Source organism: Tenacibaculum sp. XPcli2-G (assembly GCF_024124505.1).
GTDB lineage: Bacteria > Bacteroidota > Bacteroidia > Flavobacteriales > Flavobacteriaceae > Polaribacter > Polaribacter mesophilus.
In genome coordinates this window covers 25,812-39,435 of sequence record NZ_JAMXSH010000001.1, presented here as the reverse complement: position 1 = coordinate 39,435, position 13,624 = coordinate 25,812, and the positions used below count along the sequence as shown (strand labels likewise).

Sequence of the window (13,624 nt, the reverse complement as noted above, 5' to 3'; positions counted from 1 at the left end):
TTAACCCCAATAAGTACGCGGGCGTGGTGGAATTGGTAGACACGCTAGACTTAGGATCTAGTGCCGTGAGGTGTGAGAGTTCGAGTCTCTCCGCCCGTACTAATTTAAAGATAAAACCTTAATTCGTTTAGAATTAAGGTTTTTTGTTTTTAATACTGTAAAAACTAACTATTTCGGTTTTATTAATAACCTTTAGTTATGCAGTTGTGTTAGTTGAATTTTTTTATAACTGAGTCTCTTAGGTGTTAATATTTTAAATACCTTTAGCAGAAAAAGATACTTTTATTTTGATAACTACACTACTTATAATTTTATATGTAGCTATTATTGCTACAGTTGCTGTTATTATTATTAATACTTCAACACCACCAAAAGCAATAGCTTATCTATTTTTGTTGATTCTGTTTCCTGTAGGAGGTATTATTATTTATTTAATGGTTGGAATAAACCATAGAACGTATAAGTTATATAATAAAAAGTTAGAAGTAGACAAAAACATTTTCTTCGACCTTAAAGAGAAGCTAAAAAAGTATAATGAAAAAATACTATCAACGTCTAAAAGCCATTTAGGACATTTTTATAATCTGACGAAGTTTATACATAAAGAAAATATTTTAACTAGTAATAACAAAGTTAATTTACTAATAAACGGGGAACGTAAGTTTCCAGAAGTTATAAAAGTATTAAAAGCTGCAAAAAATCATATACATATAGAATATTATATTTTTCAAAATGATACTATTGGTAAGCAAATAGGAGATGTTTTAAAAGAAAAGGCTAAAGAAGGAGTTAAAGTACGTTTTATTTATGATGATTTTGGAAGTAAAGATATTCGTAAATCGTTTGTGAAGTCTTTAATTGATAGTGGGGTGGAGGCGTACCCTTTTTATAAAATTAAATGGTTATTGTTAGCTAATAGAATTAATTATAGAAATCATAGAAAAATAATTGTAGTTGATGGAAAAGTTGGTTTTGTAGGAGGTGTTAATGTTTCTGAAAGGTATGTTAATCCTAATAAATTTAATTGTTATTGGAGAGATACACATATTAAAATAGAAGGACTCGCTGTTTTAAACTTACAACGAGTTTTTTTAGCGGATTGGAATTTTTGTGCTAATCAAAATGTTATTATAGAGGAAGAGCTTTTTCCAGCGGGAGATCAAGTAAAAACAAATGAACATAAGCAATTAGTTCAAGTAATTTCTAGTGGACCAGATTCTGATCATCCAGACATTATGTATGCTCTTATTCAAGCAATTTTATTGTCAAAAAAAGAAATCTTAATCACAACCCCTTATTTTGTCCCGAGAACTTCTTTTTTAGATGCTCTTAAAATAGCTAGTTTGAGTGGGGTTACAATAAAACTATTGGTACCAAGTATTTCAGATTCGAAATTAGTTAATGCAGTGTCAAATTCTTTCTATAAAGAAGTGTTAGAAATAGGAGTGGAGGTGTATAGATATAAAAAAGGATTTGTGCACGCGAAAACAATTGTATTTGATGAGTTAGTTTCTTCTGTAGGAACAGCAAATTTAGATGAACGTAGTTTTGATTTAAATTTTGAAATTAACGCATTAGTTTATGATAAAGATTTTGCAAGTCAGTTGAAAAATGCTTTTATGGAAGATTTAAAAAACAGTGAGAAAATAGACTTACATCAATGGAATAGTAGACCTGTTTTAATACGTTTTACAGAGAGATTAGCTAGATTGTTAGCTCCTATTTTGTAGTTAAGTTACAAAAAGAGTAACGATAAAACTTCTTTTTCTTAAGAAGTTTTATCGTTATTTATTCTTCAAAAAGAGCTTTTTTGAGTTATTCTTTAATTATAAACATGGATCTACGATTCAGTTGATGTTCGTCTTCACTACACGTAGTTTGGTTATTACATTTGTTAATAAGTTTTGATTCTCCATATCCTTTTGCACTTAGCCTTGTTATATCAATTCCTTTTTTAAGAAACCAATCTAATGTAGCTTGTGCTCTATTTTCAGATAATCTTGAATTGTAAGAATCATTACCTCTAGAGTCTGTATGTGATTCTATATGAATTTTTAAAGTAGGATATTCTTTTAATGCGGCCAAAATTTTAGCTAGTTCAATTTCTGCATCAGGGCGAATATTAGATTTGTCGTAATCAAAATAAATAGGTTGTAACGTTAACTTACATCCTAAATCATTTGGAGGGCAAGGGTCAGAAAGCTCTAAAGCTAAAGGCATGTTTAGTTTAATAGGCATTTTAATAGTTTTTGGGTTGCTAGGGGTTTCTATAACTTTTTCTTTCGGAAAATATTCCTTTTTCTTTGCCCTTAGGGTATATTGTTCTTGGCAATCCAATAAGAAAGAAAAAGTAGCATCATTACCTACAGTCATTGTTTTTACTTCCTTGTTGTTACTATCTATTAAAGTAACTTCTGTATTTGGAATTAGTTCACCAGTTTTTTTATCAATCACAGGTCCTTGAATGGTGATTTCACAACGTTCCCAAATTTGATAAATATCGTCACTTTTACTACCTTCTTTACCATCACGATTAGATGTAAAATACCCTATTCTATCTTCTTTTATAATGAAGCCAAAATCGTCTTTTGAGCTATTTATAGGTTCTCCAAAAGTAGATATTTCACCATGAGAATCTTTTGTTAGTTTTGTTACAAAAATATCTAAGCCTCCCATACCTGATGAATGCCCATCACTAGAAAAATACAAATCGTTATCGTCACTTACAAAAGGGAAAGTTTCCCTTTCAACAGTGTTAATCTTGTTACCAAGGTTTATAGGATTTGTATAAATGTCTTCTCCTAAAATTTTGACATACCAAATATCGGACATTCCTAAGCTACCAGGCATATCTGATGAAAAGTAGAGTTTGTCTTCTTCAGGGTTAAGGGCTGGATGTCCAACAGAGTAATTATCGTTGTTAAAAGGAAGTTCTTGTATATTTCCCCAAGTATTACCTTTTTTAGTGGCTTTATATATTTTGAGTCTAACAACATGATTTTTATCTTTTTTCTTTTTACCATTTAAATAATTATTCCTAGTAAAATACATAGTGTTTCCATCTTTTGTAAAAATAGCGGTAGATTCATGGTAAGGTGAGTTAATACTTCTGTTAAAAGCTTTTACTTTACCAAAGTTCATATCCTTATCTAAAGGAACTTGATATAAGTTAAGAAAAGGTTGTTTATCCCATCCAGCAAGCTCGGTAGGATGTTCTTTTGATAAAGTTGGATCTTTTCTGCTTGAAGCAAAAACAATATTATTGCCATAAAAGGCTGGACCAAAATCTGAATACTCTGTATTAACAGGAATTTTCTCTATTTCAAAAAGTTTATCCTGAACACCTTTTTTAAATAAAGTGTCAGCAACATTTCTATAGGATTCTAAAGGGATGGCTTTACCTCCTTTTAATCTATAAATTTCCATGAGCTTTTCAGCCTCTTCAGGTTGATTAATGCTTTTTAAGCATTGAGCTGCTCTAAAATAATCAACTGTAAGGGCTTCATTTGGAAATCGGTCTATTAAATTGTAATACCATTTTGCAGCACTTGAATAATTACTATTAAAATAGTACGTATTTCCCAGTTTTCTATAAATTTCAGCTGATCCATAGTCTTCTTCAACGACCTTTAAATAGATTTTTTGTGCATCTATAAAATCATACGTATTGTATTTGATGTTTGCCTTTTCAACTAGTGCAATTTGAGTAAAAGCGTTTGTATTTGTTAAGGCAGTTAAAAAATAGAATATTAAATAATGCTTTTTCATGATATTAAGAGTTTAAAAGAATCTTGGTGTTAGTATGCGTTCAGGGTTATTAAAGATGTCAAATCTTAAAAAGAATTCATAAGAACCATTACTATGGTCTTCGATATCTGTAGTTTGAAAATCATATCCCATTCCTAAGAATAACTGATTAGTTATTTGAAACCCTGCCATGGCGCTAATTGCAGCATCCCATCGATAAGAGGCTCCAAGGGTAAATTTATTGTTGAACAGAAAATTTGCAGATAAATCGGCTTGCAGAGGAGATCCATTAACCCACTTAAACATAGTTGCAGGCTTGAGTTTTAGGTTTTCACTAATATCAAAAACATAACCCGCTATAAAGAAGTAATGTAAACGTTCTATGGCTATGGCATCTTCATTGTTGTTATTGACGCTATCTGAATTATAATGTTTTGAATTGAAAAAATTAGGTACTGATAATCCAAGATAGAGTCTGTCGTTATTATAGTAAATACCTGCACCTATTTGAGGTTGTACTTTTTTGTCAATGTTTTCTGCAAATTGCCAATCGTTTTCATCATATATGTTTAGTTTGGAGTAATCTACGTCTAGTATACTCAGTCCTCCTTTAATACCAAACGATATTCTTGAACGACCTGATAAAAGTAATGAGTATGCATAATCTATTGTAATACCTGTTTCGTTAGAAGGACCTATTTTATCATTAATAATAGAAAGTCCTATAGCGTTTCGTTTTAAGGTACCCAAAGGCATATTAAAAGTAAAAGTTCCGGTATTTGGAGCTCCATCAAATCCAGCCCATTGTGTTCTGTATAGTAACCCTAAACCAAGAGCATTTTTTGAACCAATATAACCCGGGTTTACAACTTGGGTGTTATACATGTATTGTGTATACTGTGGGTCTTGTTGAGAAAAACACACATTTACACTAATAATTATTAATAGTAATATAGAATAATGTTTCATTAGGTTTAGTGGTTTTTAGTTTCTTTTTAGATATAAATATCCTTTATCAGTCATGGCTTCTTGATCGGAGTTCCATCGTGTTAGTATATAGAAATAGGTACCTGTGGGTAGTTTTTGATCTTTACTAACTGTTGTACGTCCTTCAGAGATTCCTCTAAATAAATTTCCGTTAATTCCATAAGCATCAGTTTGATAAACTAAAACACCCCATCTATTAAAAACTTTTAAATTATTGTTAGGATAATTTTCAATACCATTAATGCGGAAGAAATCATTAGCCCCGTCTTCATCTGGAGAAACAGCATTAAAAATTTCAAAAGGAATTTCTTCGACGGGTAGGTCTGTTATTGTAGGGTCATCTGGATCACCATCATTATCAATATCAATATCGTCTAAGTTGTTTGGATCGTCAGAAGTATCAGTTACAGAACCTCCTGAAGAGTCTTCAGCTGTAACCAATGCTTGATTGGTAACAGACTCGTTTGTTAAGTCTTGTTCAGTTATAACATAAATAGCAGTAAAGGTTGTACTATCAACTTCGCCAGGCAATAGTTGAGGAATGGTGCTACCGTTAATTGTAATTCCAGGTAAGTTATCTTGTAAAGTAATATTATATAAAACTGAATCTCCAGTATTGTATATGATAAAACTATATGTTATGGTTTCTCCAACATTAGCATATCCATTTCCATTAGCATCATTAAAGGTGCTTACTTTTTCAAGAGAAATACTGTTATTAGGTTGACACAATGTAGTTTGGGTTTGATCGTCTTCAAGAATACTATTGTCATCAGATAAATCACTTACATTGTTACCACTAATACTTGTACCTGTAACAGTTGCTTGATTACTAACTGAACCATTATCAATATCAGATTGTGTAATAGTGTAACTAGCAGAATAACTCCATGTTTCATTTATATCAAGTTGGTTGTTGCTATTGATATCACCTGAGGCAAGGGTAATTGTCCCGCCTAACATTGGGTCAGTTAGGATCACATTTGTAATAGTAGTGTTTCCTGTGTTTGTAAGAGTGAAATTATAAGTTATTGTTTCTCCTACATCGCTACAACCATCAGTGTCTTCATCATTGAAAGTAGCAGTTTTAATTAAGGCAATTCCATCAGACTGACATAGATTGGTTTGTGTTTGGTCATCTTCAAGAGTACTATTGTCATCAGATAAATCACTTACATTGTTACCACTAATACTCGTACCTGTAACTGTTGCTTGATTACTAACAGATCCGTTATCAATATTTGCTTGAGTAATTGTGTAATTAGCAGAATAACTCCAAGTTTCATTAATGTCAAGTTGGTTGTCACTATCGGTATCACCTGAGGCAAGAGTAATTGTACCACCAAGCATTGGATCAGTAAGAACTACGTTGGTAATGGTAGTATTTCCTGTGTTTGTAAGAGTGAAATTATAGGTTATTGTTTCTCCTACATCACTACATCCATCGGTATCTTCATCATTGAAAGTGGCAGTTTTAATTAGGGCAATTCCATCAGACTGACATAAGTTGGTTTGAGTTTGATCATCTTCAAGTATACTATCATTATCAGATAAGTCGCTTACATTGTTGCCGCTAATACTTGTACCCGTAACTGTTGCTTGATTGGTCACTGAACCATTATCAATATTTGCTTGAGTAATTGTGTAATTGGCAGTATAACTCCAAGTTTCATTAATGTCAAGTTGGTTGTCACTATCGGTATCGCCTGAGGCAAGAGTAATTGTACCACCAAGCATTGGATCAGTAAGAACTACATTGGTAATAGTAGTGTTTCCTGTGTTTGTAAGGGTAAAACTATAGGTAATGGTTTCTCCGATATCGCTACATCCATCTGTGTTTTCGTCATTAAAAGTAGCTGTCTTAATAAGTGCAATACTATCGGATTGACACACTGTAGTTTGTGTTGGGTCGTCTTCAAGCACACTATCATTATCAGATAAGTCTGTAACAACGACAGCTTGCGATGACTCTCCGCTTGCGGTAGCTTGATTCGTAATTGACCCATTATCAATATTGGTTTGAGTTATGGCATAATCAGCTGTATAAATCCATATTTCACCTACATCAAGTGTGTTGTTTGTGTTCAGGTCTCCTGAATTTAGTGTAACAGGTCCGCCTAATAAAGGATCATTTACAGTTACATTAATTAAACCAGTATTACCTTGATTTGTAACCGTCATTGTGTAGGTTATTGTTTCTCCGACATTGCTACAACCATCTGAGTTTTCATCATTAAAAGTGGCTGTTTTAACAATAGCAATGTCTGGTGCTTGACATAAATCAATCGTAGTGATATCATCTTCCAGGATACTATTGTCATCAGATTGATCACTAACTGTACCTCCAGAAACAGTACTAGCTTGCACTGTAGCTTGATTTTGTACAAAAGTGTTTGTAATATCTAGCGGAGTAACAATATAAGAACCTGTATATATCCAAATTTCATCAACATCTAACTCATTGTCAGAGTCAGTATCTCCTGAGCTGTAAGAAACTGTAAGTAAAGGGTCGGTTACAACTATTGAGTTTAGTGTTGTGTTTCCTGTATTTATAACAGAAAGGGTAAAAGTTATTGTTTCTCCGTTATCGCTACAACCGTCACCATTTTCATCATTAATGGTTCCTTGCTTAATAAGTGCAATACCTTCATTTTGACATAAATTGGTTACTGTAGGGTCGTCTTCCAGAGTACTGTCGTCATCAGACAAGTCGCTTACGTTAGTTCCTCCTGTACTTACTCCTGTTACAGTGGCTTGACCAGTAACAGAGCCATTGTCAATATCGTTTTGAGTGATAATATAGTCTAATGAGTATATCCATGTTTCATCAACATCTAGTTCGTTATCGCCATCAGTATCACCAGACTCTAATGTTAAAGGAGATGGAGAAATAGGGTCTGTTAATTCAACGTTTGTAATACTTACATTACCAGTATTGGTTACGGTATACGTATATGTAATTGTTTCACCTGGATTTGCGCATCCGTCACTGTCTGTGTCATTAAAAATACCTTGTTTTAATAAAGCAATGCCTGCTTGTTGGCAAAAGGTTGAGTTAGTAGCATCTATATATCCACCGTAAACTTCAATTGAATTTACAGCGGCAACTAATGAGTTTACTGTTAATTGAATTTCGTCAAAACTAGTGCTAGTATCAAAAGCTACAACGTAAAAGCTATCTGTACTAGTAGGAGTAATATTAACTAACCCAAGAGCTTCAAGGGCTAACAGATTATTTGCTGTTTGTTGCTCTTGTTGAACGCCATCAAGATAAGTTGTAATTGTGAGTGTGTTCAATAAATCTGCCTGAAGTAAGTCGTTTGTATCTCTAATTATAAAACCTGCTTGTGTACCAGCAGGGTAATCAACAAGTACATCTTGAACTGAAATAGAAGCATTTCCTGCTACACCAGCTACAATGTTTATAAGAGCATAATCAGAATTGTCTTCAGATATAACATTTACAGCATTATCAACTTCACAAGCGATACAAGCAACACCGTCGGTTCCTGTATTTTCGTTGTTAATAATAACCGAACTACTAGGATTTGATATTACGTAAGGTTCATCACAATTAATTATTCCTGGGCAGAAAGATTGAAGTACCATTCCGTAAATTCTGGTACTACCTAGGTTTAAAGAAAGAGTTTGTGTCATAGAAAGTTGTACTTCATCAAAAGGAGCGGTAGTAATAAACCCTAATCGTACAGATTCACTTCCCGTTAATAATAAACCAGAATAAATTGGGAGCAATTCGGTTGTGCCTGTTTTAGATTCAACAAGTGTTCCGTTTAAATAAGTTGAAATGGTTATAGCATCAAACAATTGAGTGTTTAAAAGTGTAGTATTTTCAATATCAAAACCAGCAAAAGTATTTGCGGTGTAATCGGTAATTTCATTTTTATAGGCTATAGTAGCTGTGCCTGCAACACCTGCTAATAAATTTATAGAAGCATAGTTTGAAGTATCAGAATCGATAGCATTATTTGTGTTGTTAACACTTCCTAGTGTTAAAAGTCCTCCAGTTCCTGTGTGTTCCTCTACAGCTCTTACAGGAAAGTTTGGCTTAGTTAGTTGTGTAGCGGTGTTACAGGCTAATTCAGGACCTTCACAAAATCTATTTGTTACAGCAGCATAAACATTAGTTGTTGAAGCAACTCCTGCTAAACTTGAAATAGAGATTTCAACAGCATCATAATTCATAGAGGTGTAAAAGCCGACATAAAATTGATCTTGACCTAAAATAGGACTGTCTAAAGCAAGTAAAGAAGTACTTGTGTTAGTTTCTTGTTGTACACCATCAAGATAGGTTGTTATTGTAATAGCATTTAAAAGATCGGCTTGAAGAATGGAAGTGTTTTCTATTAAGAAACCTGCATAACCACCCGATTCGATAAACTCGCTAGCTGTATTGTCAGTTACAGTTAATGTATGTGTTACTCCAAGACCAATAAGTGTTGATACAGAAGCAAAGTTAGAAGGATCTGTGTCTATAATGTTGCTAGCATCTGAAATGCCACAACCTACTACACAGAGTCCAGAAGTGTTTTCATCTACTGTTAAATCTGTAAAATTATCATTTGTTACTGCTACAGGATTTTCTGTATTACAGGGAACAGGGTATTGTACTCCGTCTGTATAAATAATATACTCTGCTGTTGATTGACATCCGCTAGCATCTGTTACTGTTACATTATAGCTTCCTTGAGTTAATCCAGAAATAGAGGAAGATGTTTGGCCTCCGGGGCTCCATAGATAAGTGTAAGGAGGTGTTCCTCCAGATACGGATAAAGAAATATTCCCATCTGAAGCTCCGATAGAAGTTTCTTTTATTGTGTTACCTGATATTTTTATGGAATTGTCTACATAACTACCATAAACCTCAATGCTGTTAATAGTAGCAGCGAGTGAACTAACTGTAAGTTGAATTTCATCATATTCAAGTGAAGTAGAAAAGCCAACCAAATAAAAACCATTAGTTGTAGAAGGAGTTATATTTATTAAACCTAATGCTTCGAGAGCTAATAAATTGTTTCCAGATTGTGTTTCTTGTACTGAACCATCTAAATAAGTTGTTATGGTTATAGAATTTAATAAATCTAATTGTAAAAGGTCATTTGTATCCCTAATAACAAAACCAGCAGCGCTTCCAGAAGGAAAGTTACTTAGAACATTTTCAACTGAAATAGAAGCTGTACTTGCAACACCAGCAGTTACATTTATCATAGCAAAGTCAGATTCACTTTCGCTAATAACATTTGTTGCGTTATCTACTTCACAAGCTACACAAGCTACTCCGTTTACACCAGTGTTTGTGTTATTAATTATTACAGGTTGAGAAGGATTGTTTAATAAAGTAGCAGTATCACAGTTTAAATTCCCTTCGCTAAAAGTTTCTAATATAAGACCATAAACTCGAGTACTCCCTAAGTCTAAAGTAAGAGTTTGTTGAATGGATAATTGAGCTTCATCAAAAGGTAATGAAGTAACAAAACCTACTTGAGAGCGTTCAGTACCAGTAAATAATAAACCACTGTCTACCGATAATAATTCAGAGCTACCTGTTTTTACTTCCTGTTGAACACCATCTAAATAAGTTGTTATGGTAATTTCATCAAGTAGTTCAAGATTTAAAACAGAAGCATTTTCAATGTCAAAGCCTACATACGTTTGTGCAGGATAATTTGTCAGCTCATCTTTTATAGAAATACTTCCAGTAGCTATAACACCTAAAGTAAAATCAATACTAGCGTATGAGTTGCTATTAGAGTCTACCGCAGCATTAGTATTGGTTACGCTACCAACATTTAAAACACCTCCCATTCCAGTATGTTCGTCAACTACACGAGCAGGAAAATCAGGTTTATTAATCAAAGTAGGAGTATTGGGTTCTAAATTAGGGCCAACACAAAAACTATTAGTAACCGGATAATAAATATTAGTACTAGAAGCAATACCTGCTAAACTAGCTATTGAAACTTCAATGCTATCGTAGTCTAAAGTAGTGTAAAACCCCGCGTAGAATTGATCATTATTTAATAGAGAACTACCAAGTGTTACTAACGAAGCTCCTGAATTAGTTTCTTGAGGAACACCGTTTAGGTAGGTTCTTATGGTAATAGCTCCTAGTAAATCTATTTGAGCAACAGAGCCATTTTCTATTAAAAAACCGGCATAGCTTCCTCCTTCAAAAAATTCATCCGTGGTATTATCTGTTACTGTTATTGTATGAGTTACACCTAAACCTAAAAGTGTAGAAATAGTAGTGTAGTTTGAAAGATTTGTGTCTGTCAAATTGTTGAGGTTTGAAATACCGCAACCCAATAAACAAAGTCCACTAGTATTTTCAGTTACAGTTAAATCAGTGAAACTAGATGAAGAGATAGCAACAGGAGCATCGGTATTACAGGGAACAGTAATAGGAGGAGAATAATTAATATTATTATTACTCGAATTTTCTTTTTTGACAAAAGAGGATAATACTAAGAGCAATAATATTAATTCAACAAATTTGAATCTTTTATAATTTTTTAGTAAGAGTAAATACGTTAGAGTAATTCTTTTCATAATAGTTGATTAGTTAGGTGTTATAAATAACTATCAAGCTTTAATTAGTGGTTGGTAAGCAAGGATAGTATTATGCGATTTGTAGTTTAGTAAACATGTTTAGTTTTTATTTACTAATACAACAAATAGTAATTCAGGTTTCTTTTTACAGAGCTATTAATAATTCTAAATAATAATTACTTATGAATTTCAGGTTAATGAAAATCTTAAAAGTAACTGTATAGTTAATTATTAGTATAGCAGTATGTGGAATACGGATTAAGGAAAAACTAATAGTTTAATTATAGCTAACCTTTTGAATAAGAAAAAAAATAAATAATCATAACACGAGAGACTTAAATTAAAAATAGCTTAAACATATTCTCAGTAAAACTTAAAAAAGCTTACCTAGTTTACAACAGTTAATAATGCATTATTAACAGTCAACAGTATTTTAACTTTAAGGGGAGAAAAAATTATAACTTTTAATTACATTATAATAAATTTCTTTTAGATCTTTTGTGAAGATAGTGAAAAAAATATTATAAACAAAAGAAAAAGAGCTTGTTAGTAGCTTTTGTAAGCTTTGAAAATAGAGATGATAGAATAAAGGAAAGTGTATTAAGAATGTATTAACATTTTTTTAACTTCGATTAGTTCGGTTTGTTCCGAACTGAGGTTATTTTTGCATGGCAAATTTTTTATGGAGATGAATCAAGTAGAAAAGAAAAAATGTGAATTGGTAGAGAAATTGGGAATTTTTTTAGAAAAAAAAGAACAGTTAGCCCCAGTTGCAGCAAGAATACTTTCACATATTATTTTAACAGGAAAACAAGGAGCAACCTTTGAAGATTTAGTATCTGGTCTTTGTGCTAGTAAAAGCACAATTTCAACACATCTTAATCATTTACAAGGTTTAAAACAAGTGAGTTACTTTACAAAAACAGGTGATAGAAAAAAATACTTTATTCTAAATAGCGATACAATGCTAAAAGGAATAAGTAATATGATAGAAGAGTGGGAAGGAGAAAAAGAACTACACATAGAAGTTAAAGAATACAAAGAAGACATTAACAAAACTCTAAAAGAAGAAGATAGATTTGATCTTGATTTCCACGATAGTTTTATTGAGTTTTTAGATGGAGCAATTGCGTCTGTAACTAAATTAAAAGAAAAAATTATAAACCACAAACAATAACTATATATACATAAAATGAAATATCAACACATATACGGTATTGCTATTCTTAGCATTGTTGCATTATTTTTTACAAGTTGTGAAAAACAACAACAAAAACAACAACAAATGCCAACGCTACCTTTTCCAGTAGTAAAGGTTGCAAAAAAATCAATAACAAATTACCAACAATATCCTGTAACTATTGAAGGAGAAGTAAATAGTGAAATAAGACCTAAAGTTTCTGGATATGTAAAAAACGTTTTGGTAAAAGAAGGTCAAAAGGTTAAACAAGGACAATTGTTGTTTAAGTTAGAAACGCAATCATTAAGTCAAGATGCTGAAGCGGCAAAAGCAGTTGTAAACACAGCACAAGTAGAAGTTAATAAGCTAAAACCATTAGTAGAAAAAAATATTATTAGTCCAGTACAATTAGAAACGGCAAAAGCTAATTTGGCACAGGCTAAAAGTACATATAATAGTGTTATAGCTAATATTAACTACGCAAATATAAAAAGTCCTGTAAACGGGTTTGTAGGTTCAATTAATTATAGAAAAGGTGCTTTGGTAAGTGCACAAAGTGCAATGCCACTTACAAAAGTAGCTTCTATAAAAAATGTATATGCATATTTTTCTATGAATGAAAAAGAGTTTTTAAACTTTATCTCTTCCGCTGAAGGAGAGACAATGGATGAGAAAATAAAAAAGTTACCACCAGTAAAATTATTATTAGCTAATGGTAAAGAGTATGAGCAAACAGGAGCCATTGAAACCATTGCTGGTGATATAAATCAGCAAACAGGAACTATCAGTTTTAGAGCAAAATTTGATAATAAAGCAGGTTTGCTACGTAATGGAAGTAGTGGTACAATTTTAATACCTCAAGAGCATAATGATGCGTTGGTTATACCATCAGAATCTACATTTGAGCGTCAAGGTAAGGTATATGTTTATATCGTAAATAATGATTCTTTGGCAGAAAAAACTATTGAAGTTGAAGCCCAAATAGGAAAGCTTTATGTAGTAAAATCAGGGTTAACAACAGAACAAACAATCTTAGCTAAAGGCTTAAATAAAGTTCGATCTGGAGCAAAAATAAAACCTATTCCTACGCCTTTAGATAGCATAGTAAATTCATTCGATACGGTATTTAAATAATTAATAAAA

The 13,624-nt window shown here is 32.3% G+C and carries 6 protein-coding genes and 1 tRNA gene; 4 read left to right on the top strand and 3 right to left on the bottom strand.

Annotated features, from left to right (window positions below; all coding sequences use genetic code 11):
- The first annotated feature begins 17 nt into the window (after positions 1-17).
- Positions 18-99, top strand: a tRNA-Leu gene (locus NH341_RS00120).
- Between the two features lie 188 nt (positions 100-287).
- The gene (gene cls / locus NH341_RS00115; protein ID WP_253055375.1) at positions 288-1,730 is read left to right on the top strand and encodes a cardiolipin synthase; all 1,443 of its coding nucleotides are present in this window, start codon (positions 288-290) and stop codon (positions 1,728-1,730) included.
- Positions 1,731-1,815: 85 nt separating this feature from the next.
- On the opposite strand, the gene NH341_RS00110 is transcribed toward cls, so the two are convergent.
- From NH341_RS00110 to NH341_RS00100, 3 genes are read right to left on the bottom strand one after another with little or no spacing between them, the layout of a single operon-like run.
- Positions 1,816-3,768: an OmpA family protein gene (locus NH341_RS00110; protein ID WP_159495286.1), complete on the bottom strand. Its 1,953-nt coding sequence runs from the start codon at positions 3,766-3,768 to the stop codon at positions 1,816-1,818.
- Between the two features lie 12 nt (positions 3,769-3,780).
- The gene (locus NH341_RS00105; protein ID WP_047790750.1) at positions 3,781-4,716 is read right to left on the bottom strand and encodes a type IX secretion system membrane protein PorP/SprF; all 936 of its coding nucleotides are present in this window, start codon (positions 4,714-4,716) and stop codon (positions 3,781-3,783) included.
- Positions 4,717-4,731: 15 nt separating this feature from the next.
- Positions 4,732-11,301, bottom strand: a complete 6,570-nt coding sequence (locus NH341_RS00100) for a gliding motility-associated C-terminal domain-containing protein (protein ID WP_253055374.1) — start codon at positions 11,299-11,301, stop codon at positions 4,732-4,734.
- A gap of 688 nt (positions 11,302-11,989) precedes the next feature.
- On the opposite strand from NH341_RS00100, the gene NH341_RS00095 reads away from it, so the two are divergent.
- On the top strand, positions 11,990-12,478 hold the full coding sequence (locus NH341_RS00095; RefSeq protein WP_047790747.1) for a GbsR/MarR family transcriptional regulator: 489 nt from the start codon (positions 11,990-11,992) through the stop codon (positions 12,476-12,478).
- A 15-nt stretch (positions 12,479-12,493) separates the two neighbouring features.
- Positions 12,494-13,615, top strand: coding sequence for an efflux RND transporter periplasmic adaptor subunit (locus NH341_RS00090; RefSeq protein WP_047790746.1), 1,122 nt, complete (start codon positions 12,494-12,496; stop codon positions 13,613-13,615).
- Positions 13,616-13,624 lie beyond the last annotated feature (9 nt).

Bases quoted from the DNA above. Each gene is read 5' to 3' on its own strand.
- NH341_RS00100 (WP_253055374.1), bottom strand. From the start codon at position 11,301: ATGAAAAGAATTACTCTAACGTATTTACTCTTACTAAAAAATTATAAA.
- NH341_RS00110 (WP_159495286.1), bottom strand. From the start codon at position 3,768: ATGAAAAAGCATTATTTAATATTCTATTTTTTAACTGCCTTAACAAAT.
- NH341_RS00105 (WP_047790750.1), bottom strand. From the start codon at position 4,716: ATGAAACATTATTCTATATTACTATTAATAATTATTAGTGTAAATGTG.
- NH341_RS00095 (WP_047790747.1), top strand. From the start codon at position 11,990: ATGAATCAAGTAGAAAAGAAAAAATGTGAATTGGTAGAGAAATTGGGA.
- NH341_RS00090 (WP_047790746.1), top strand. From the start codon at position 12,494: ATGAAATATCAACACATATACGGTATTGCTATTCTTAGCATTGTTGCA.